This is a genomic window from Flavobacterium sp. 103 (assembly GCF_003096795.1).
Lineage (GTDB): Bacteria > Bacteroidota > Bacteroidia > Flavobacteriales > Flavobacteriaceae > Flavobacterium.
Genome location: NZ_QENX01000001.1, coordinates 4,202,848 through 4,224,168, shown reverse-complemented (window position 1 = coordinate 4,224,168; position 21,321 = coordinate 4,202,848). Strand labels below are relative to the sequence as shown.

The 21,321-nt window shown below is 32.5% G+C and carries 22 protein-coding genes and 1 other RNA gene; 14 read left to right on the top strand and 9 right to left on the bottom strand.

What is annotated here, in order from left to right; translation table 11 throughout:
- Positions 1-368 precede the first annotated feature (368 nt).
- Positions 369-914 (top strand): hypothetical protein, encoded by a 546-nt coding sequence (locus C8C85_RS17925; RefSeq protein ID WP_116798242.1) that lies wholly within the window; start codon positions 369-371, stop codon positions 912-914.
- Here the strand turns inward: C8C85_RS17925 and C8C85_RS17920 are convergent.
- Together C8C85_RS17920 and C8C85_RS17915 are read right to left on the bottom strand one after the other, a co-directional pair.
- Complete coding sequence (locus tag C8C85_RS17920) at positions 911-1,306, bottom strand: response regulator (protein WP_116798241.1); 396 nt, start codon at positions 1,304-1,306, stop codon at positions 911-913. The genes C8C85_RS17925 and C8C85_RS17920 overlap by 4 nt on opposite strands.
- Positions 1,303-4,152: a PAS domain S-box protein gene (locus tag C8C85_RS17915; protein ID WP_116798240.1), complete on the bottom strand. Its 2,850-nt coding sequence runs from the start codon at positions 4,150-4,152 to the stop codon at positions 1,303-1,305. Before C8C85_RS17915 ends, C8C85_RS17920 begins: the two co-directional genes overlap by 4 nt.
- Before the next feature lie 257 nt (positions 4,153-4,409).
- Between C8C85_RS17915 and C8C85_RS17910 the strand changes: the two genes are divergently transcribed.
- From C8C85_RS17910 to C8C85_RS17885, 6 genes are all read left to right on the top strand, one after another.
- Positions 4,410-4,562, top strand: a complete 153-nt coding sequence (locus tag C8C85_RS17910; RefSeq protein WP_116798239.1) for a hypothetical protein — start codon at positions 4,410-4,412, stop codon at positions 4,560-4,562.
- A gap of 10 nt (positions 4,563-4,572) precedes the next feature.
- The gene (locus tag C8C85_RS17905) at positions 4,573-4,803 is read left to right on the top strand and encodes a hypothetical protein (protein ID WP_116798527.1); all 231 of its coding nucleotides are present in this window, start codon (positions 4,573-4,575) and stop codon (positions 4,801-4,803) included.
- Between the two features lie 18 nt (positions 4,804-4,821).
- Positions 4,822-5,202: a YchJ family protein gene (locus C8C85_RS17900; protein WP_116798238.1), complete on the top strand. Its 381-nt coding sequence runs from the start codon at positions 4,822-4,824 to the stop codon at positions 5,200-5,202.
- Positions 5,203-5,231: 29 nt separating this feature from the next.
- Positions 5,232-6,020, top strand: a complete 789-nt coding sequence (locus tag C8C85_RS17895) for an META domain-containing protein (RefSeq protein ID WP_116798237.1) — start codon at positions 5,232-5,234, stop codon at positions 6,018-6,020.
- Positions 6,021-6,264: 244 nt separating this feature from the next.
- Positions 6,265-7,383, top strand: coding sequence for a vWA domain-containing protein (locus C8C85_RS17890; protein ID WP_116798236.1), 1,119 nt, complete (start codon positions 6,265-6,267; stop codon positions 7,381-7,383).
- 226 nt (positions 7,384-7,609) lie between these two features.
- Positions 7,610-9,073: an AAA family ATPase gene (locus C8C85_RS17885; protein ID WP_116798235.1), complete on the top strand. Its 1,464-nt coding sequence runs from the start codon at positions 7,610-7,612 to the stop codon at positions 9,071-9,073.
- 139 nt (positions 9,074-9,212) lie between these two features.
- On the opposite strand, the gene C8C85_RS17880 is transcribed toward C8C85_RS17885, so the two are convergent.
- Complete coding sequence (locus C8C85_RS17880) at positions 9,213-10,157, bottom strand: nuclear transport factor 2 family protein (protein WP_116798234.1); 945 nt, start codon at positions 10,155-10,157, stop codon at positions 9,213-9,215.
- 156 nt (positions 10,158-10,313) lie between these two features.
- On the opposite strand from C8C85_RS17880, the gene C8C85_RS17875 reads away from it, so the two are divergent.
- Positions 10,314-10,907, top strand: coding sequence for a 2OG-Fe(II) oxygenase (locus tag C8C85_RS17875; protein WP_116798233.1), 594 nt, complete (start codon positions 10,314-10,316; stop codon positions 10,905-10,907).
- Here the strand turns inward: C8C85_RS17875 and C8C85_RS17870 are convergent.
- Complete coding sequence (locus C8C85_RS17870; RefSeq protein WP_116798232.1) at positions 10,904-11,698, bottom strand: RMD1 family protein; 795 nt, start codon at positions 11,696-11,698, stop codon at positions 10,904-10,906. The genes C8C85_RS17875 and C8C85_RS17870 overlap by 4 nt on opposite strands.
- 286 nt (positions 11,699-11,984) lie before the next feature.
- Here C8C85_RS17870 and C8C85_RS17865 point away from each other — a divergent pair, with 286 nt between their 5' ends.
- The gene (locus C8C85_RS17865) at positions 11,985-12,338 is read left to right on the top strand and encodes a hypothetical protein (protein WP_116798231.1); all 354 of its coding nucleotides are present in this window, start codon (positions 11,985-11,987) and stop codon (positions 12,336-12,338) included.
- A 95-nt stretch (positions 12,339-12,433) separates the two neighbouring features.
- On the opposite strand, the gene C8C85_RS17860 is transcribed toward C8C85_RS17865, so the two are convergent.
- Positions 12,434-12,730 carry a hypothetical protein gene (locus C8C85_RS17860; RefSeq protein WP_116798230.1) on the bottom strand — a complete coding sequence of 99 codons (297 nt, stop codon included), beginning with the start codon at positions 12,728-12,730 and terminating at the stop codon, positions 12,434-12,436.
- A 228-nt stretch (positions 12,731-12,958) separates the two neighbouring features.
- Here C8C85_RS17860 and rnpB point away from each other — a divergent pair.
- The 3 genes from rnpB (at position 12,959) to C8C85_RS17845 (ending at position 14,664) form a co-directional block, all read left to right on the top strand.
- Positions 12,959-13,284, top strand: an RNA gene (rnpB, locus tag C8C85_RS17855) — RNase P RNA component class A.
- A gap of 40 nt (positions 13,285-13,324) precedes the next feature.
- A complete protein-coding gene (locus C8C85_RS17850) occupies positions 13,325-13,732 on the top strand; it encodes a DoxX family protein (protein ID WP_165818133.1) in 408 nt (135 codons plus the stop codon).
- A gap of 11 nt (positions 13,733-13,743) precedes the next feature.
- On the top strand, positions 13,744-14,664 hold the full coding sequence (locus tag C8C85_RS17845; RefSeq protein WP_116798228.1) for a ketopantoate reductase family protein: 921 nt from the start codon (positions 13,744-13,746) through the stop codon (positions 14,662-14,664).
- An 8-nt stretch (positions 14,665-14,672) separates the two neighbouring features.
- Here the strand turns inward: C8C85_RS17845 and C8C85_RS17840 are convergent, their stop codons facing one another.
- Together C8C85_RS17840 and C8C85_RS17835 are read right to left on the bottom strand one after the other, a co-directional pair.
- Entirely contained in the window at positions 14,673-15,362 is a 690-nt protein-coding gene (locus C8C85_RS17840; RefSeq protein ID WP_116798227.1) for a response regulator transcription factor, read from the bottom strand.
- Positions 15,363-15,372: 10 nt separating this feature from the next.
- Positions 15,373-16,731: a sensor histidine kinase gene (locus C8C85_RS17835; protein WP_116798526.1), complete on the bottom strand. Its 1,359-nt coding sequence runs from the start codon at positions 16,729-16,731 to the stop codon at positions 15,373-15,375.
- A gap of 141 nt (positions 16,732-16,872) precedes the next feature.
- Between C8C85_RS17835 and C8C85_RS17830 the strand changes: the two genes are divergently transcribed.
- Positions 16,873-18,990: an outer membrane beta-barrel family protein gene (locus tag C8C85_RS17830; RefSeq protein WP_116798226.1), complete on the top strand. Its 2,118-nt coding sequence runs from the start codon at positions 16,873-16,875 to the stop codon at positions 18,988-18,990.
- A gap of 131 nt (positions 18,991-19,121) precedes the next feature.
- Positions 19,122-19,667, top strand: coding sequence for a hypothetical protein (locus C8C85_RS17825; protein ID WP_116798225.1), 546 nt, complete (start codon positions 19,122-19,124; stop codon positions 19,665-19,667).
- Positions 19,668-19,739: 72 nt separating this feature from the next.
- Here the strand turns inward: C8C85_RS17825 and C8C85_RS17820 are convergent, their stop codons facing one another.
- Both C8C85_RS17820 and C8C85_RS17815 read right to left on the bottom strand, forming a co-directional pair.
- The gene (locus C8C85_RS17820) at positions 19,740-20,342 is read right to left on the bottom strand and encodes an RsmD family RNA methyltransferase (RefSeq protein WP_116798224.1); all 603 of its coding nucleotides are present in this window, start codon (positions 20,340-20,342) and stop codon (positions 19,740-19,742) included.
- Positions 20,339-21,151: a DUF3822 family protein gene (locus C8C85_RS17815; protein WP_116798223.1), complete on the bottom strand. Its 813-nt coding sequence runs from the start codon at positions 21,149-21,151 to the stop codon at positions 20,339-20,341. The genes C8C85_RS17820 and C8C85_RS17815 overlap by 4 nt, the downstream gene beginning before the upstream one ends.
- Positions 21,152-21,321: the final 170 nt, after the last annotated feature.

The following is a 21,321-nucleotide window of genomic DNA, read 5'->3' as shown; positions in this document are numbered from 1 at the left end:
CCTTGATAAATTGAATTTTGTAATTTCAGGGAAACTAATTTGCGCTAATTCCTCGGAAAGCGGTTAATTTTGGATAGAAATTTTTACAAAAATCAACGAATCTTCGGCAAAAGGAATTCATCGTTTGTCCCGAGAGTTTAAATGCTTTTCGTAAAATGAATAGTTGTTATTTATAAAAAATAGGATTGCGAGCTGGGTGAGGGATAGAAATAAGCTACCGAAGTAGCATGGATAGCCCGACAGCATAAAGGAAAGGAACCTCATAAGCGTTACGTGAATTAGGTTCCTTTTCTTTATGGTGACAACCCAAAATACTTGTTTTTGGAATTGATTTGGTACTTAGCGATGTTTGTGATTACCTTTGTTTTATGGAAAAAGTATTTCGCCCGAGCCCAAAATCATTCAAAAACACATTTTGTGTTTTTCATGAAGTGTTGCCTGATCGAATTGCGGGAATGCCAGTGCAATATGACAGTCAATCGGGGAGTAAATATTTTTACACCAGGGAAGGGATGTATCGGCTTTCCAATCATTGGGGGCGTTTGGCCAACAGCAAATGGCGGTTGGAGCCAATGGAACCAGAGACAGAATCCAAATTCAAAATAGGTTTTGCGGCCTGGAATGAATTTTATCCAGATAATACTGAAGAAGAATTATATTATCTGGAAGCCAATTACTTAAAAAAAACGGTTAACTACCAACACCGCAACAATCCAAATTACGATTCGAAAGCCATATTGAGAACCAGTTTTGCAACCGCAAAACGAATCAAGCAAATTCGGAACATATTTGAACTTACTTCGTGGGCCAAGTATTTTGATTATGACAATCTTGATGATTTGCGCAGGGAAATCATACAAGAATTAATTTTCACCAATAAAACATTGGAAGAAATAAAAAGAGAATTCGTTTAGATGTTTGCCGCTATTAATATTAAATCATTGGAATCAATTGGTTTTGATAAATAGGCAATTATGTCAGAATAATTTTTTGCCTTACTTTTATCTTCTAAAGCAATAGATGAACTCACTATGTATATTTGTATGGGCTCACTGATTTGCGATTTTAGCTTAACCATTTCTTCCATAAATTCCCAACCGTCCATAATTGGCATATTAATATCCAAAAGAATTATATTAGGAAGTATTTCTCCTTTTTCAACTGATTTTTTTAAGACATCAATTGCATCTTTTCCATTTTTGAAACTGCTGGCACTTAAAAATAGTTCCGATTTTTTGATGATTTTATTTGCAATAATTTGATAAATAGGGTCGTCATCTACTACCCATATTGTTTTAAGACTCATACGATTTCAATTTTGAATGTTGTTCCTACATTGGGTTCACTTTCTACTGTTATAGTTCCACCCATAGCTTCTATTTGGTTTTTTGTAATGAACAATCCAACTCCTTTTGAAGTAGGATCATTACTAAAAGTTTTATACATACCGAAAATTTTATTTGCATATTTTACTAAATCAATACCCATTCCATTGTCGGAAATTTCAATAATTTTTTTATTTTTTTTAGTTATCCATTTAATGCTTATAATAATTTTTCGTTCTGAATGGCTGTATCGAATTGCATTTGAAATGATATTGTAAAGAATACTTTCCAGGTACGCAGGATTGTAGTTGATTGTTAAATCTTCTGGAATATGATTAAGGATTGTAACTTCTTTGGATATAATTTGCTTAGAAAAGACTTTCATAACATTATCAATATACTCTTTTAAATTCAATGCTTCCGTTGCTAAGTCTATATTAGTACGGATATTAATCACTTCATTTAAGTGCAACATTGTTTCATTAAGCAAACTGGAAACCGAAACCAACAATTCCATCATTTGTTGTTTTTCCTGCTCTGTTTCAGCTTCCTGAAGTAATGTTACAATTGAGGCTATATTGCTGGTATGCGATCTTAAATTATGCGAAATTATATAAGAAAAATTCAATAATCTTTCATTTTGTTTGGAAACCAAAATAAATGAATTATTCAAATCATCTTCAATATTTTTTGATTTTGTAATATCAATCATTATTCCTTGCAAGCTTATCGCTTTGCTATTTTCATAAACAATATTTACCATATCTCGTAGCCATATTATAGCTCCGTTTTTGCAAATCATTCTATATTCTAAATCGTGATTTATGTGTTCATTTTTTTTTGCCACACAATATTCAGTAACCCATTCTCTATCTTCAGGGTGGATATGATCTTTCCAAAAATTAGGATTACTTAACCATTCATCTGAAGTATAGCCTAAAATTTGTTCAACTTTTTTACTAACAAAAGTAAAAGCAAAGGTTTGAATATCGCATTCCCAAACAATTCCGTCAATAGTGTTAATAATGGATTGTACTTTTTGTTGTGATTTAAGGATTGTTTTTTCATTTGTCTTTCGAAAAGTAATATCCTCGGTAGAAATAATCATGCGCTCCAATGTTTTTTCATACCCCTGTAATGCATTCCATCTAAAATGTATGTCAATAGTTTTTCCATCACTGCTCTTGATTTTGCTATCATATGTTAAACGATTGTTATTTTGTGTAATAGCAACCAACTGTTTAATAAAATCATTTAAAGTTTCTGTATCAAGAACTTGTTCTAAATTACCAACTAATTCCTGTTTTGTTTTTATTTTAAGAAGTTTAAGACATTCGTTATTTACTGCAATAATTTTGATAAGATTGAAACACGTATGAACAACATCAAAATGTTCCAAAAAATATTTTTCGACCACTACAGGGTCTTTATCAACAAGATTAAGATCCTTTAAGTAACTTTTTATAAAAGATAAATCAACTTCCCATAAAGGAATAGGGGAGTTTTTAAAAAGGTTTTTAAATTGTTTTTCACTTTTTTTAAGATCCTCTAAGATTTGCTTTTGTAGAGTAATATCTTCCACGATAGCAATGTTTGTGTTCGTGTCTGACTTTTCATTCGCCTTGGAAAGTGAACTTACAATGATATTTGCCCAGATTTTTTTCCCGGATTTAGTTATATAACGTTTTTTTAAGTTGTAATCTTTAATTTGACCTTCATTGAGTGCCTTTTCATTTTCCTCATTTATTATTAAATCATGAGGATGCGTAATTGATTGGTAGTTTTTTGTTTTTATCTCATTTTCAGAATATTCCAGAATTCTACAAAATTTATTGTTGATTTCCAGAAAAGCACCTGTATCATTGTCTACGAGAGCTATACCTATTGGAGCCTGATCAAAAATAGTTTTAAATTTCAATTCGCTATTCAGTAACTTTTTTTGTTGAATATCGAGCAATTTCTGTAATTGTTTCGGTCTATTTAATAAGATGGTGACGAATGACCCCAGTAATAATGCTAGAAGAAAGCCTAAAATTGAAGGAAGAAAGAGAACTGAGTAATGATTATTTTGCTTTTTTGACAATAGATATAGTTTCCAGTTTCCATCTGGAATTTGTATTGAAATTTTTTCTTTGTCATAAATTCCTTCCTTGCGAGGAAGAAAAAACTCTTCGTTTTGAGTATTGGGGTTTATTTTTGAAAATTGAAAATAATATTTACTGGTATCAATTGAATTAATTCCAGAAATTTTTAATAAATCTCCCAATTTGATTACAACAGCAGAGAACCCCCAAAATTTATTTTTTTTGTAAACAGGCAATCTGCCAACAATTCCAATTCCGCCTTGTTTCAAAACCAAAGGACCGGCAAAATACATTTTTTTATTTGCTATAGATTTTAGTGCTTCACTTTTAACACTTGGAGTGCTAAAAAGGTTAAGATTTAAAGCAGATTCATTTCCCTGTAAAGGATAAATATATTTGATAACCCCATTTGGCACCAGTTGAACTGCACTAATGCAATTATTAGAAGCAAGAAGTTGGGATCCTATAGAGTCAAAATTATCGGGCGTACCATCGTCATTGATAGTTAATGCCAACGTAAGAGTTGTTGCGTAACAACTCTTAAGACATTGATCAATATTTTGATGTAAATTTTCAAGAGTTGACTGCATCTCTCGAAGTTTATTTTCTTTAATAATTTGGAAACGCTGAAAAATTGAAAATGCAACGCCAATACTCAGGATTAAAAAAATTAATACCCCTGTCGTCTTAGGCTTTGTTAAAAACCATTGAATAAAATTGGGCCATTTACCTTTGTATTCCATTGAAAATAATATTGTAAGGTTTCAAAAAAGGTGCCTTTTTTGAATAAAAAACCTAAGTTGTCTATATAAAGATACTATTTCTAATACACAAAAGTAAGAAATACTTGTTTCATTTTTAATATTAAAACATGAAGTAGATGGTTTTTCAACATAAAAATTTCAGTCATTTCAATAATAAACCCGAACTTTGTGGCCGTACTTTAGGGTAACGATTTTATAATAAGATTATTATTCAAATAAAAATCGAAAGAAATATAATGAGCAGAAACAACGAAGGGAACATCAAAAAACACAACGATAAACTGCACAAAGCGCAAGACAAAGCCAAGAAAGCAGCGATGGATCGTAAAGAAAAACTAAAACAAATCACTAAAAAATTCAATGAAGGAAAATCTTCGGAGAATGAATAAACGAGAAACCATGGATAAAAGTAAATTTATCGAATTAAAAAGTGGTGTTCAGGAAATAATTGATTTTATTGCCAGTAAAAACGCCAAGGACGCCAATAATAAGTTGGTTGATATTAGCGAGGAATTGGATGAAATGCTGGATCACGCCGAAGAGGATGAAGATCTTAGGGAGATCAGTAAATATCAAGTGTTATTGAACCAGCTACAACAAAGAATAGTCATGCTTGACGGGCAAATTTAATCCATTTTAAAATAGAATATGATTTCTAAAAAATGTTATTGCGGTTCTTCGAAATCTTTTGAATCCTGCTGTAATCGTTACATAAGTGGTGCTCAAAAAGCCCCAACAGCTTTAGCACTAATGAAATCGCGATACTCGGCCTATGCCACACATCAGGCTGATTATTTATTGGCTACAACACACAGTTCCGAAAGAAAATATTATTCGCGAGAAGAAATTTTACATTGGGCGACAGCCAATAAATGGCAAAAACTCGAAATTACCGCGGCTACTGAAAACACGGTGGAATTCAAAGCGTATTTTATTGATGAAAACAATACCAATCAAGTGCATCATGAGTTTTCTACTTTTAAAAAGGAAAACGACAGTTGGTATTATGTGGATGGGAAGTTTAAATAATTTACAGTTTTAAAAGCGTATTAAAAATCATGAAGAAATGGATTCAATTTTTGCCAATTATTTTGCTTATAATTGGTTGCAAAAGCGCTGTAACAGCTCCGAATGAAACCGTGAAATCCGAACCTACTTTTGCCTATAAACAGCAAATGGAGAATTTGGAAAAAGGCATCTATTTCAGGGGAAATGGCAACGAACCGGATTGGAACTTAAAAATATCCGAAAATACCATTGAATTTTCTTCTTTGATGCCCGGTTTTGAAACATTAACCGGTAATCATGTTGAACCCCTTCGGGCTATGGATGCAAATGTAAAAATGTATCGAGTTACGGATAAATCAATCACAATGATTATCCAAATTATGCAGCAGGAATGTGTAAATACGATGTCTGGTGAGAAATCATCTTATTCCGTTCGAATTGAAATTGTAAAAGACAACAATTCCACATTTTTGAGTGGTTGCGGTAATTATATAACCGATCCCCGTTTGCACGATATTTGGGTTTTGGAACAATTGAATGGGAAAAAAGTAAGTTTAACAGATTTCACCAAGGAATTGCCCAATCTTGAAATAAACAGTACAACCAATCAATTCATGGGTTTCGCCGGTTGCAACAGAATGAATGGCACTATTTTCTTCGAAAGAGGACTGCTTCGATTCACCAATACCATAACCACAAGAATGGCTTGCAGTGAAAATAATAAAGAAAATGAATTCCTAAAAGCATTACAAAGCACGACCACTTATAAAGTCAAAAACTTACGATTGACGCTTACAAATCAGTCGGGTAATGAGTTGGTTTTTAAAAAAGTAGATTAGTTGTTTTAAATGATTAATTTAGAATATGTTCAACCAAAAAAAATCCACAGCAATAAAATGCAACACAGATTTCACAAATTCACACAGATAAAGTTGTGTAAATTTGTGAATTAAAAATCAGCGAATACTAAAAAAATATTGAGCAATGATCTAAATCTGTGTTTCTTTTCCTAAAAAGGCTTTTAACTTAAAATTATAAATTGTTAGTAGCAAGTTCATTTAAAAATAATCTAAATTTATATTTATGAACGATACGATAAAAAAGGGATTCTATTTTAAAAGCTACGAAGCTCCGTTTCAATCTCCATTTGATAGACTTTTTGAAATTTTCAAAGAGCTAATTACACACACTTCGGGAGATTTTGACGAAGCCATCGGTTGGCTACGCGAATTGGACAAAGAATACAAACTTACCGAGCCATCCTATACAATCGATGATTTTATCGAGGATTTGAAGAAAAAAGGATACATCCGAGAAGAACTCAAAGACGATGGAACTTCAGGTATGGGAATTACAGCCAAAACCGAGCGAGCGATACGCCAACAGGCTTTGGATAACATTTTCGGAAACATTAAAAAATCGGGGAGCGGTAACCATAAAACCAAGCACGTTGGTAATGGCGATGAACATACAGGAGAATTTAGAGAGTTTCATTTTGGAGACGCATTAGAGCGTATTTCGCTGACCGAAAGTTTGAAAAATGCACAAATCAACAACGGTGTGGCCGATTTTATGTTGACCGAAAATGATTTGGTCGTCGAGGAAACCCGATACAAATCCCAAATGAGCACCGTTTTGATGATTGACATCAGCCACAGTATGATTCTGTACGGAGAAGATCGTATAACTCCCGCCAAGAAAGTGGCAATGGCGTTGGCCGAATTAATCACTACCCGTTACCCAAAAGACACTCTGGATATACTTGTTTTTGGAGATGATGCTTGGCAGATTTCCATTCGGGATTTGCCTTACCTCAAAGTCGGTCCATTTCACACCAATACCGTTGCCGGTCTGCAATTGGCAATGGATTTATTGCGCAGAAAACGTAATACCAACAAGCAAATATTCATGATTACCGACGGTAAACCAAGTTGTGTTAGGGAAAAAGACGGCTCTTATTATATGAACAGCAACGGTCTCGATCATTACATCGTCGAAAAATGTTATACCCAGGCGCAACAAGCCAGAAAACTCCATATTCCGATAACCACTTTTATGATTGCAAACGATCCTTATCTGCAAAAGTTTGTAAATAAGTTTACCGAAGCCAATCAGGGAAAAGCATTCTACACCGGATTGAAAGGTTTGGGCGAAATGATTTTTGAAGATTATGAAACCAATAGAAAGAAACGAATAAAATAGTTTAGGTATAGTTTGGAGCAGAAAGATTGGGCATTTTTGGAAACATCGTCCCGCTTTCCACTACAATCTTATAAGCCTAACCCCGGCTTATAAGGATTTCCGCTACAATCGGGGCTAAAAGGGAAAATTGCTTTTTCGCACTTATAAAACAAATAGAATTAATTAAACCTAGATTCTTAGAAACTTAGTCCCGATAACTATCGGGACAGCAACTTAAATAAAAAATATGAAGATAGAAAACATAAATACATTCGGTCAATTAAAGAAATCAGGATACGTAAGCAAAAGTATCAAAGATGAATTGCGACACAATTTAAGAACAAAAATCAAATCGGGAGAACCAACTTTTGAAGGAGTGCACGGTTTTGAAAACACCGTAATCCCTGAATTGGAAAGAGCTATTCTGTCGCGTCATAATATCAATTTGTTGGGACTTCGCGGGCAGGCCAAAACAAGATTGGCTAGAAAAATGATTGAACTGTTGGACGAATACATTCCGTATGTAACGGATTCTGAAATCAATGATGATCCTTTTCATCCTTTATCCCGTTTTGCTAAAGACATTATTGCTGTCAAAGGAGACGAAACCCCGATCTCGTGGTTGCACAGAAGCGAACGATTTTTCGAAAAACTTGCCACTCCAGATGTAACAGTCGCCGATTTGATAGGTGATGTCGATCCCATAAAAGCTGCGAATTTAAAATTATCCTATGCTGATGATCGCGTCATTCATTTTGGGATGATTCCGCGTGCCAACCGTTGTATTTTTGTGATCAACGAATTACCTGACTTGCAAGCTAGAATTCAAGTAGCGCTATTTAACATACTGCAAGAAGGCGACATACAAATTCGTGGGTTCAAATTGAGAATGCCACTCGATATGCAATTTATCTTTACCGCAAACCCTGAAGACTACACCAATAGAGGAAGTATTGTGACTCCTTTAAAGGACCGAATAGGTTCGCAAATCTTGACACATTATCCTCAAGATATCAAAACGGCTCGAACAATTACAACGCAGGAAGCAAAACTTGATACTGCCCAAAGCGATTTGGTTTATATTCCTTCTCTAGCGAAGGACTTATTGGAACAAATCAGTTTTGAAGCGCGAGAAAGCGAATTTATTGACAATAAAAGTGGCGTTAGCGCCCGTTTGAGCATTACGGCTTACGAAAATTTATTGAGTACCGCCGAGCGTCGTGCTTTACGATCAGGAATAGATAAAACTACTTTGCGTTTATCTGACTTTATGGGGATTATTCCGTCCATAACCGGTAAAGTTGAATTGGTTTACGAAGGAGAGCAGGAGGGAGCGGCTATTGTGGCGCAACACCTTATAAATGATGCAATCCATACTTTTTTCCCAGCCTATTTCCCAAAAGTTGAGAAATTGGAAAAACAAGGAGAAAAAACACCATATACGGATATTTTGGATTGGTTTTTCACCGAAAGCGGTTTTGAATTATTGGATGACTGTTCCGATGAGGAATACAAAACTATTTTGGACGGTATTGTCCCTTTGGAAAAATTAATAGAAAAGTATCAACCACAATTAGAAAAACGAGATCGTTATTTTATGAAAGAGTTTGTTTTGTGGGGATTGGTCGAATACAAAAAACTAAGCAAAGACCGTATATCCGAAGGGTATCAGTTCAAAGATATCTTTGGAAGTTATATCAGTAAATTATAACTAATTGGATTAGTAAAAGTTAACACGAATTACACTAATTAGCACAAATTCTTTGTATCGTTAAAAAAAGATACTAATTCGTGCTAATTAGTGTAATTCGTGTTTTTTTGGGTTAAGATTTGAGTTATTGAATGTCCCATTATTTCACTTCCAATATTTTTTGACTGTAATATGCTATTTCATTGGTTATTTTTCCTTTATCATCAAAAGTATCAATGAACATCATAGGCAAGACGATACTTTTTTTATCTGATTTTCGGATTAATCTAATTTTCCACCATGATTGAACAACTCTTGCATCGTCCAATTCGTAATGCAGATAATCAGGATATCCCACTTGATCAATGCTTACAAGATCATATATTTCAAACATTTTTTTATCGTTTTCCTTTTGTTCTGCCAAGGTGTATTGTTTATTGATGTCTGGATTATTAATATCTATAAAAGTAGCTTTGTCATCATAATACTTATAAGCTTTATCAAAATCTTTGTTTTCAAATGCATACACCATTTTTCGCACAGAATTAATATTTTCATGATGATTGTAGATTTGACCATTGGTTCTCTCAGTAAAACTTTCATTGATTTCATCATTCACAGTACTGGTTGAATAGTTAATCATCATTTTTATTTTATTGTCTTTATTTACGGTAAATAAACGGTGGATTGGACGATCAATTTTTACGCCAGTTTCTTTCTGCACCCCTTTTACATCTTCCCAAGTTTGCACCCAAACCAAATCTTTTTGATCTTCATCTTTGTATTCCAGCGCGTCAGGATAAGCACCTTTGGATCTTTTAATACTAGGATAATCGATGTTGTCTTTCCATGTTTTAACCGTCTTTAAATAAGCCGCTTTATCCATTCCTTTGTCATCCTTATTGGTAGTTGTTCCGCTATAGTACTTAAAATCATCAGCTAAATAGCTAGCCACTTTATCGGCGTTTCCACTAACAAATGCTTGCGTCATGTTTTCTACCGTGGTGATAGCTGGATGCTCTGCATAAATAGTTCCATTCGGTTTTTTTTGAGCGTAAGTGATGCAAGTTGCGATCAACAATACAAGTGCAATACAATTTTTCATGTTTATTTAAAATTTTAGTTAAAAAAAGAATTAAATTTAACAAAAATTAATTGATTATCAGTACTTTACGTGTTATTTATTTTAAATATAGCATTACTGATTTTAATTAGTCTACCTTGCCACGTTGGAATTATTTTCAGTCCATCAAAATGCGATATGGAGAATAGTTTTGAAGATTTGATTGCTACATATATAGAAAACAAAGTAGGTATATCAGAAAATTTTTTGAGTTATGATTTAGCCAATAATTTAAAGCAGAATTTATATACGTTAAATCAAAACAGTCAACTGTCTGCGGCAGGAATTGGAAATTCAGAGAAGTTATCATACGATGGTGCCATTCGAAGTGATTCTATTTATTGGCTTGACAAAAAAAACAATAATAGTTTTGAAAATGAGTTCTTTGTTCAAATAGAAGCTTTTATTCTTTATTTGAATCAAAGTTGTTACGCTGGAATTACGGGTTATGAATTTCATTATTCGTTATATGAAGCAGGAGATTTCTATCTGAAACATCTCGATCAATTCAAAAACAACCCAAGCCGAAAATACTCCATGATTAGTTATTTAAACAGTGATTGGCAAGAAAGTGATGGTGGAGAATTACTTATTCATCAATTGGATAACAATCAAAAAATAAGCCCTACTCAAGGTAAAACTATCTTTTTTAAGAGTGATGAGCTCGTTCACGAAGTTTTGGTTACCCAAAGTACTAGAATGAGTATTACAGGATGGCTGAAGAGTGATTAATGGAAAAGCAATGCTATCATTATCTCCAGAAAGATTAATATAATCACAATCCATTCCAAGCGCGAGCTTTCGCGAACATTCAAAACGTCCGTAAAAAGTCTAAGATTATCTTCTACAATGTCCAATCTATAATCAAGGTCTTTAAACCGTGGATTAATATCAAAATTAGCTTTTAGATGACGGTTTAGCAAATGGAGCTCTTCATTGTCCCAAACTAAATTGGGGTCATCGAGAATATAAAGATTGTCAACTATACTGTTTTTTACATTTAGTACTTTACCGATGTATTTTAATAGATTTTTTTTTGAAATGCTTAGTTTTCCGTGCTGTTCTAATTCTTGTATGTATTTTTTGGAAGAAGTGATAAGATCATCTGTCAGCGCTTCATAATAATCCAATGCAACAGATTGGGCAATATTGAGCATTACGATTTTCATGACAGAAGCATCAACAAAAGGTACAGAGACATAATCATTTTTGATAATCACTTTTGGAGTGTTTGTATCAATTTCTATTCGATATTCCTCAAGCAATTCCAAATCAACAATTGTCGAAGCATAGTTTTTGACAAAATCAATGAATTCATTTTTCTCCGTAGCTGTGCAATTTGCAAATACAACTACTCCATAATCAAATATATAGATGTAGCGTTTTTTGTTTTTTAACGTATAAAAAATTTCAGAGGGTGAACTAGAATGTGCTTCAACTCCATATTCAGTTCTTATTTTTTTTATGTTAAAAACTTCTGCGATTTGAATAGCCTCAATTTTAATAAAATTATCATTTCCCATAATAGAAGTTTTGTTTTATACCATCAATGTAGCTTAAAGTTAGTTATTTCCATTTGATTAAATAATGCGGCAATATTTTTTTTGACCCAAAGCGAAGTAAAATCTAATTTTTTATTAAAAAAATGTATTGGTCATTATTGATGGTTATTAGTATCATTTACATCCTATTTTTAGAATAATACAATTCTGCATGGTGTTAAACATAAAAAAAAATGAATAAATTGGGAGTAATATTTAGTTAGAATACGTAAATTAGTATATTGAAAATCAGTAAAATAAAGGCATTATGGAAGAGATGAAAAAAAATTCAGGAACAAATGGTTTAGAACAAAAAAAAGAAAACAAAAACAAGTTACCGGATTCTCTTTTGTATCCTCCGGAAGAAGATATTTATAGAAAATTCCATAAAGAAAGTGACATCGACCCTGAAGATATTTCGAAAAAGAAAATTCCTATCGAAATCAACAATATAAGCGAACTGAACCAAAAGGAATTTGATGAGGACATGTCTGGTGCCGATTTAGATATCCCAGGTTCAGAGTTTGATGATGAATACATTTCGACTGGAGAAGAAGATGAAGAAAACAGCCATTACAGCATTGGCGGAGACGATCACAATAATTTGGAAGAAAACACCTAAACTAAGTTATTCTTAGACCTAAAACGGGTATTTTGGAACATTTTAAGTTGGTTTGTTTTTTTATTATATTCATTAAAAATAAAAACAAGAGATGATTATTTGCTACTTTCAATAAATAATTTTTCCAAAATTTTTGCCGCTTCATCATCAGAATTTGCTGAAAAACCGGACACAAAAACACCTTTTTTACCTGAAATGGAAATTATACCATAAACAACAGATTCTTCATCTGGATCCGAGTCTCCTTCATATCGATATACATGTTCTACTGAGTAATCATCTGGATTCGATTTAATGGCTTCTGTATGAAGATTAAAATCATGGTGAAATCCTTTTTCTTTTAAATCTTCTAAGGCTTCCAAAACGGTGGTATAATGATAAGTTGGTTTCATATGTAGCTTTTTTTTTATTGGTCATATGTAATTGCTTCGTCTGTTCGCTAACGTTCGAGACGCAATCATCATTGGTTTTTACGACCAATTTAGAGTCATGCCAATTTCATAATGACAGAAATTAATATTTAGATTAAAGATAACTATTTTGTTTGTAGTATGTTGCAAATGACTTGTTAAAGTAAAAGCTGTATTCTTGAAAAACCTTGATTAATGTTGTAGATTTGCACCGCAGACCGCCTTATCGTCGTCTCGATTAATCGGGAGGGAGGAAAGTCCGGACACCACAGAGAAGCATAGCGGGTAACACCCGTCGGTTGCGTTTTAGGACGTGATTAGGACAAGTGCAACAGAAAGTATGTACAGGTAATGCTGTAGTGAAACCAGGTAAACTCTATGCGGTGAAATATCAAGTATATCAGCATTTAAGGGCTTCTCGTCCGTTGCTGAAGGGTAGATAGCTTGAGTCCAACAGTAATGCTGGATCTAGATAAATGATAAGGTATTGTTAGTAATAACAAGAACAGAATCCGGCTTATAGGTCTGCATTTTTTTACAATTTTCATGTTTTTTTACTATTTTAGTCAAAAAAATATGAAAAATTTTCCTTTTTTATCCTCATCACAGTCACTTTTGCTTTTTAGGATTACACTACCCTTATTTTTTGTGGCCCATGCCGTTACAAGAATAGCAAACGGGACAATAGATCGATTTGCCGGATTTTTATCCACCAAAGGCTTCTTTGCAACCACTGTAATGGTTTGGGGAATCACTGCCTATGAAATTATTGGAGGTATCGCACTGGCCTTTGGATATTATACAAAGTATCTGTCTCTTGGATTTATTTTGATGTTAATAATGGGTAATATTATCATCCATTATGAAAATGGTTGGTGGGTTGGTGAACACGGTGAAGGAGGAATGGAGTATAGCTGTGCTCTAATTTTGGGGCTGATTGTTATTGCAGCTACGAAAAACCATAAAGAGACTCTTGAAAACTAATCCATTAAATAATGAAAACACGTATAGGAATTTTAGGTTTGGGTGGAGTAGGCGGTTATTTTGGAGGACTATTGGCCAGAGAATACACTAAATCCAATACCGTCGAAATTATTTTTATTGCTCGAGGCGAAACTCAAAAAAACATTGTTGAATCAGGATTAAAAATCCTCTCCGATGATGGTGAGACGATTGTTTTCCCAAATTTAGTTTCTGACAATCCTGAATTAATCGGAACACTCGATTACCTGATATGTGCGACCAAAACCTACGATATTGAAACTAGTTTTGAATTGTACAGAAAATGCATTACACCCGATACAATCATTCTTCCACTTTACAACGGAGTTGATGCTACAGAGAGGATTAACAAACTATTTCCACAAAATATTGTTTTGCAAGGCTGTGTCTATATCGTTTCGATGATTGTTGCACCAGGAATAATCAAAAAAATGGGACCTTACGAAAAACTATTTTTCGGATCGAAATCAACTAAGGATTCTAGAATAACAACACTTCAATCTATTTTCGAAAAGGCAAAAATCGAAAGTTATTTTGTTACGAATATTGAAGAAACCGTTTGGGAAAAATTCATTTTTATTTCGGCTCTTGCCTCAGCAACTTCTTATTTGAATCAGAATATTGGTCAGATTTTATCAAATTCAGAGAGTAAACAAGTTTATATTTCTTTGTTGAATGAAATTGCCTTGGTCGCTTCCGCGAAAGGGTTAAAAATGCCCAAAAATATTATTGAAGAAACTATTATCAAACTTGAAAAATCACCGCAAGAAGCAACTTCCTCAATGCATAGGGATTTTTTAGCCAATCATAAAACTGAAGTTGTTTCACTAACCGAATTCGTCGTAAAAGAAGGTCAGAAATATAGAGTTTCGACACCAGTTTATCAATTGATACTAGACAAATTGCAAAAATAAAAACAGATTTAATTTTCGATTTTAAATTCCAATCCAATATTCCGAACGCTTTCAATACTTATTCGAGAGTCATTTTTGAAATACTTACGAATTTTACTGATATAGACATCCATACTTCTTCCTGAAAAAAAATCGTCGCTCCCCCAAATAGTCTTCAAAATTTGTTCCCGTTTTACCATTTGGTTTTTATGAGTATAGAAAAAATGGATAAGAGCCGCTTCTTTTTCAGTGAGTTGCTGTATCGCAGAGTCATTTTTTAGACATAAACGCTGGGTATCAAATAAATAACTGCCAATTCGCAATTCATCTGTCATAGGGAAGTGAGTTAGTTTTTGATTACTTCTTTTTAGGATATTGTTCAGTCGCAAAACAAGTTCGTCAGCCTCAAAAGGCTTTACAATATAATCATCCGCACCTAATTTTAATCCAATGATTTTGTCTTCTTTTAGCTTTCTTGCCGTCAGAAAAACAAAAGGGACTTCAGGATTGATTTTGATGATTTTCTCGGCAAGGGTAAATCCATCCATTTTGGGCATCATAACATCAAAAACGCAAATATCAAAGCTTTCAATTTGGAAGATACGCAACGCTTCTTCTCCGTTTTCTGCCCAAGTAATCTCATATTGGTATAATTCTAAATATTGCTTGAGAACACTTGCGAAATCAGCATCATCTTCGGCTAAAAGTATTTTTTTCAATGGGAGAATATTAGACTTTAAACATAATCGTAAACTCAGATCCTTTACCTAAATCACTTATAACATCAATTGTGCCTTGATGTGCTTTTATAATTTGCTTTACATAAAAAAGCCCCAATCCTAATCCTTTTGTATTGTGTAAATTGCCTTCTTCGACTCTGTAGAACTTATCAAACAATAAAGAATGTTTATTTTTTGAAATTCCAATTCCATCATCTTTAATACTGATGTTAAATTGGTTTTTGATTAATTCGGTTTTAATTGTAATAGTATTACTTCCATATTTCACGGCATTTTCGAGTACATTTAAAAGAGCAGTCGTCAGATGGAATTTATCCAAAACCAAAGACGTTTCGTTTGTGTTAAAATGTGTTTCGATAGTCACTTTTGGAAACGCAATCTTAAAATCGGCAACGATATTTTTTAAAAATGATTCTGCATCGATTTTCTCTTTTTGCAATTCAATCTCATCTTCTCCCAAGGAATTAGCCATTACTTGGTCAATTAAGCTTTGCAAACGAGTATTTTGACGCGAAATAGTATTCAAAACACAGCTGAATTGCGCTTCATTCTCGCGAATGTCTTTTCGCTCTAATATTTTTGTGGAAATTCCCAAAGTAGTCAGAGGAGTTTTGAGTTCGTGAGTGATATTATTGATGAAATCGGTTTTGACATCACTTACTTTTTTTTGCTTAATTAATGCTTTAATCGCAATTACAAAAAGAGTTATTAAAGTTAGAATTGAAAGCAATGACAGCAGTAAAATCATTTTCATTCTTTCAAAAATGATCATTTCCCAATCGATTACAGAAACATACATGGAATCTTCTGTAAGTAATTTATAATCTTTTAATGATGCAGGACCATTTGTGGTACTAACATAATTTCTAACCAAAAAAGCATTATTTAAAGACTTTAAATTACCGTATATTTTATTTTGAATAAGAGGCTTTTCAGAAAAAATAGTATCCGTTTTTCGATAACTATTATAAATGACAAATTTGTTCAGGACAATAGCAAAATCAATGGCTATATTGGGGAAATCTCTTTTAAATCGAAGTTGTAGTTTTCGTGTTAAGGCGTCATTAGATTCATTTTCTATTAAAGTATTTTTGATAGTAATCTTTGATTTTTTACCCAAAACATAATTTTGGGCCAATTGCTTATAAAGCATTTCTTTTTTGTTGACATAAGCCGAATCAATATCACTGTAATCATTCGTTATTTTGGCAATATCTTCTTTAATTTCTGTGTGAAACTGTGCCACTTTATAATCATAAGTGGTTTTTACCAAATAGCATTGCACGGCAGATAAGACAATCATAGCAACTATTGAAAATGCGATTAATAAATTAATTCTTTGTTTCATTTGGTAATAATTGAATTCAAAAATAATTCTTTTATCATTCAAATTAGCCATTAACTCCGCATTAACCTTCGATTAACTTAAATAGTGAGTATTTAGAATCATTTTTGCAGCGTTTCATAATCAAAAAACTTACTATTATAAATGAAAAATAGATTAGGATTTAAAAATGCATTAATCACCATTTGTCTTCTTATTTCTGGATTGAGTTACGGACAAAATACTACCGAAAATGACAGTATATCCAATAAATTAAAGGAAGTAGTTGTCACTAAAGAAAAAAAAATGTTCACCAATAAAAATGGCAATATAAAAGTTGATGTTGCTAATTCTATTCTAAATTCAGCCCCAAATACGATAGATTTGTTATCCAAACTACCCAATATTACTCTCAGTGCTGACAAAGAGAATATCACGGTTATTGGAAAGGGAAATCCTTTAATATACATAGACAATCAAAAAGTGGGAATGAATGATTTGACTGCCTTGTCGGTAGATGACATAAAAACCATCGAAATCATCAATAATCCATCATCAAAATATGAAGCCGAAGGAAGAGCGGTAATTTTGATAACCAGAAAATTTAGTAAAAAGGAAGGCTCACAAACGACTTTATCCGAGGTGGCTTCGTTCAAGAAAGAATTCAATAATTATTTGGGAATAAATTCGAGTTTCAAAAAGAATAAATTGGAATGGAAAACTAATTTTAATTACAACAAACTGAGTCCTTGGGAAAGCCACAGCATTAATTATCAAATTCCATCTGAGGGTATAATTTCGAATTATAATGTTGCTACGGCAAATACTAAAAGGAAGCAGTTCATTTTTGGTGGAGGCCTTTTTTATAAAATCAATGAAGAAGATTATTTTTCAATTAGCATGAACAGTAAATTACAAAGCGAACCTTTCGACATAAACACAACAACTTATAACAAAAACGGAGATGTCGAAAATAATGTTGTAACGTACAGCGATAATAAGAGCCAGAAGAATTTTATCAACTCTTTTGTTAATTATTCAAAGAAAATTAAATCTATTGACACGCAATTGTTTACGGGTTTACAATATTCTAATTTTAATCAGGATTCAAAGTCGTTGGCCCGGAACAATTTTAATGACACTCAATTTGAATTGGCACAAAACAGCGATCAAAAATTCAATGTAAATGTTTTTTCCGGTAGGGTAGATTTTGAAAAAAAATTAAAAAATGAGATGAAGTTGGAAGCGGGAGGCCTTTATTTATCAGCTGATGCAAAAACTGATTTTGCCAATTTTAATTATGATTCCAACGCTACAATCATTTCAAATTACAATTTCGAAGAAAAAAATAGCGCAGTATATTCTCAATTGTCTGGCAGTATGAAAAAGATTGGATATTCTTTTGGCTTGAGAGTTGAAAATACAAACATTATAGGAAAATTCAAAAATGACAATGTGCCATTAATCAATAAAAGTTATACCGATTTCTTTCCAAAAGCACAGCTTGACATCCCAATTGACAGTACAAAATCAATAACCTTAAATTATTCAAAAAGTATTCTGAGACCTAATTATTCATCGACAAGTCAGGGTTCAACTTATATCAATCCGTATTTTTTATATTCCAGAAATATCAATTTAAATCCAACTATTAACAATCAAATTTCGTCTAGCTTCCAATATCATGACAAATCGGTAAAGCTAAGTTTTTATCAAAATTTGGATCCTGTGTACAGCAGTTTTTTATTTGACAGCAAGAATAATATATTGATTTTTAAAGAAACCAATTTTGATAAAGAATCGGGACTTAACTTAGAATTTACTTTGCCTTTTACTTATAAAATTTGGACTTCAACCAACAGTCTAAGCTGTATTTTGAATAAAATAGAAGATGATTCTGCCGAATTTATTACATCAAAACCGTATTTATATTATTATTCCAGTAATGAATTTAAACTGCCAAAAGGTTACACAATTGTAGTATCAGCTTGGGGATTAACCGAACAAAAAGAAGGAGTATTTGAAAGAAAACCTGTATTCATAATGGATTTGGGCGTTTCAAAATCATTTTTAACCAATTGGAACTGCACCGTAAGTTATAATGATATTTTTAGAAACACAATTTATGAAGAAAGATTTACGATTAATGGAATAAGTTCAAAAGCTAGATATCTTGTCGATGCACATGAATTTTCGATAGCTGTTAAATATTCATTTGGCAAAATAAAATCGGCAGAGTTTAAGGAAAAAAATATTGATGATAATTCTAATAGAATTCGATAATAATTTTCCCAGTCAATTTTCTTAATCAGACAATCTTAATCTTATTAATAAACTAAAATGATTACAAACATGGTTTAAATATAATAATTGTATTACATTTGATTACAAATTAATTATTAGTACCAGCCTTTATGAAATTACTGCATCCCTTTGTTCTTTTTTTATTTTTTACACCTTTGATTAAAACAATTGCTCAAGACATGCCATCAGTTGAGAAAAATTTATTCAAAATTGATTTCCTAGATCCAGGTTTTACTTTCGAACATGGTTTAACAGCAAACAGCACTTTAAATTCGGAAATTGGATTAGGACTTGGTTATAAATATAGTGATTACTATGGCTCAACCTTTATTGCTTATCCTTTCATATTAGAAGAATATCGTTATTATTATAATTTTGCAAGACGAATTCGAAAAGGTAAAAGCATTTCGAGAAATTCAGGAAATTATTTTGGAGCTAACGCAGGTTATTTTTTTAAGCCAATTACGAAACAGCAGGAAAAATTTGTTGAATCTTCCCAAATAGCCGCTTTTTATGGTTTACAAAGAACTTATAAAAGAGGGTTTAATATTGGGTATCAGGTTGGAGTTGGGTATCAAATATCAAAATCTAATGATGATGGATTTACACCATATTTTAGATTTACAATAGGTTGGGTAATTGGTAAAAAGAAGTAAAAAACTAACTCCCTTATACAAATAAAGCCCTTGCGATTGCAAGGGCTTTGTTTGTATAAATTCTTAAGTATCTTAACCTTCGTCTTCTTCTGTATCTTTTTGATTGGACTCATCGTCAATTTCTTCCTCTTTAACTGAATCCAATTCAAAGAAACTAAAAATAGAGCCACCATAACTTTTCTGGAAAGAAAAATTAATCATGTGATCCAGTTTGGTGTACTTCGAATGCTCAATAACCATCATGCCATCTTCATTGAGTAATCCTTTTTCGAAAATCAATAAAACAATTTTCTCAAATATTTTTTGATCTAAACCATAAGGAGGATCTGCAAAAATAATATCGTAAGTTGTTTTACATTTTTCCAAAAAAGAGAAAACATCACTTTTGGTGGCCGCAATATTAAAATCATATTCAGATGCCACTTGCTTGATGAATTTCACACACCCAAAATCACCATCAACTGAAGTAATTGGCGTACTTCCTCGTGAAGCAAACTCATAGCTGATATTGCCTGTTCCGGCAAATAAATCCAATACTTTCAAACTGTCAAAGCTGAAATGATTATTCAAAACATTGAATAATGCTTCTTTGGACATATCGGTTGTAGGTCGAACGGGGAGTCCTTTTGGTGGAGAAATGCGTCTTCCTTTGTATTTTCCAGATATGATTCTCATGAGTTAAAAAGTATAAAATGTTGCAGATTCTGTCCTGCTGAAAAGTTGTTGCTTTTTTGTAAATCTGTTACATCAAGAAAGGATACATTTCGAATGTATTTGAAAGCGATTTTATAAAAATCATCTTCTTCCGAAATGGCTCCTAATAATTCCAATTGGAAACTTTCGGGATTCATATTTAGCTGTTCGGCTGTAAAAAGCAGATAGTAAATGAAATCCTCTGGCGTTTTATATTCGAATGAATTGAATAAAAGTAATTTTTGATTCTGAATCACAATAATTTCAAAATGTCCAGGATTAAAATGGACAATCATTTTCTTATTGTCATTGTTTTTGGATGCATCCAAAAGCTTTGAAACCAAGATACTGTTGGCGTGTTTGTAATCGAAAGAACCAAATTGATCTATAAAAAAGTTATTGATATTCACATACGGAATGTAAACCGCATTCATCTGATAATTGTTGATTTCATCAAATGCAAAAAAGTCGGTTTCAAAAACTTTGGTGTTGTATTGCAAATAACTGCCTAGAAAATTTTCATCAAATAGGGCAGTGGGAACAAATGTCGAAAGATTGTTATTATGAATCACTTGAATTTCATCGTAACTGTCATTCAGTTCCGGATAATTTCGGAAAGCATCCGAAAACAATTCCTCAATCTTGGTCGATTTATGGAAAGTGTCAAAATGAATTTCATTTATAGATACAATCGTATTATGAAGCGTATCAAAACAACAAAAAGAGAGTCCTGTCAGTGAAACCTGAATGGAAAGCTTTTTGTATTTTTTATCGGTTATATTGGTGCTCATAGTATTTTCTTCAACAATGCAAACTTACGAATAAAAAGGCAATGGCAATATCAAAAATCAATGGCAATGGCAATATCAATGGCAATAGAAAAAAAATAAAGTTTAATAGTAAATAAAAAATGGAATAGGCTTTCAATCTAAATTGAAATTCCAAGTTAATAATGATTTTT

Bases quoted from the DNA above. Each gene is read 5' to 3' on its own strand.
- C8C85_RS17875 (WP_116798233.1), top strand. From the start codon at position 10,314: ATGGAGAATAGTTTTGAAGATTTGATTGCTACATATATAGAAAACAAA.
- C8C85_RS17815 (WP_116798223.1), bottom strand. From the start codon at position 21,151: ATGAGCACCAATATAACCGATAAAAAATACAAAAAGCTTTCCATTCAG.
- C8C85_RS17920 (WP_116798241.1), bottom strand. From the start codon at position 1,306: ATGAGTCTTAAAACAATATGGGTAGTAGATGACGACCCTATTTATCAA.
- C8C85_RS17885 (WP_116798235.1), top strand. From the start codon at position 7,610: ATGAAGATAGAAAACATAAATACATTCGGTCAATTAAAGAAATCAGGA.
- C8C85_RS17845 (WP_116798228.1), top strand. From the start codon at position 13,744: ATGAAAACACGTATAGGAATTTTAGGTTTGGGTGGAGTAGGCGGTTAT.
- C8C85_RS17895 (WP_116798237.1), top strand. From the start codon at position 5,232: ATGAAGAAATGGATTCAATTTTTGCCAATTATTTTGCTTATAATTGGT.
- C8C85_RS17900 (WP_116798238.1), top strand. From the start codon at position 4,822: ATGATTTCTAAAAAATGTTATTGCGGTTCTTCGAAATCTTTTGAATCC.
- C8C85_RS17905 (WP_116798527.1), top strand. From the start codon at position 4,573: ATGGATAAAAGTAAATTTATCGAATTAAAAAGTGGTGTTCAGGAAATA.
- C8C85_RS17915 (WP_116798240.1), bottom strand. From the start codon at position 4,152: ATGGAATACAAAGGTAAATGGCCCAATTTTATTCAATGGTTTTTAACA.
- C8C85_RS17925 (WP_116798242.1), top strand. From the start codon at position 369: ATGGAAAAAGTATTTCGCCCGAGCCCAAAATCATTCAAAAACACATTT.
- C8C85_RS17865 (WP_116798231.1), top strand. From the start codon at position 11,985: ATGGAAGAGATGAAAAAAAATTCAGGAACAAATGGTTTAGAACAAAAA.
- C8C85_RS17825 (WP_116798225.1), top strand. From the start codon at position 19,122: ATGAAATTACTGCATCCCTTTGTTCTTTTTTTATTTTTTACACCTTTG.
- C8C85_RS17850 (WP_165818133.1), top strand. From the start codon at position 13,325: ATGAAAAATTTTCCTTTTTTATCCTCATCACAGTCACTTTTGCTTTTT.
- C8C85_RS17830 (WP_116798226.1), top strand. From the start codon at position 16,873: ATGAAAAATAGATTAGGATTTAAAAATGCATTAATCACCATTTGTCTT.
- C8C85_RS17890 (WP_116798236.1), top strand. From the start codon at position 6,265: ATGAACGATACGATAAAAAAGGGATTCTATTTTAAAAGCTACGAAGCT.
- C8C85_RS17870 (WP_116798232.1), bottom strand. From the start codon at position 11,698: ATGGGAAATGATAATTTTATTAAAATTGAGGCTATTCAAATCGCAGAA.
- C8C85_RS17910 (WP_116798239.1), top strand. From the start codon at position 4,410: ATGAGCAGAAACAACGAAGGGAACATCAAAAAACACAACGATAAACTG.
- C8C85_RS17860 (WP_116798230.1), bottom strand. From the start codon at position 12,730: ATGAAACCAACTTATCATTATACCACCGTTTTGGAAGCCTTAGAAGAT.
- C8C85_RS17835 (WP_116798526.1), bottom strand. From the start codon at position 16,731: ATGAAACAAAGAATTAATTTATTAATCGCATTTTCAATAGTTGCTATG.
- C8C85_RS17880 (WP_116798234.1), bottom strand. From the start codon at position 10,157: ATGAAAAATTGTATTGCACTTGTATTGTTGATCGCAACTTGCATCACT.
- C8C85_RS17820 (WP_116798224.1), bottom strand. From the start codon at position 20,342: ATGAGAATCATATCTGGAAAATACAAAGGAAGACGCATTTCTCCACCA.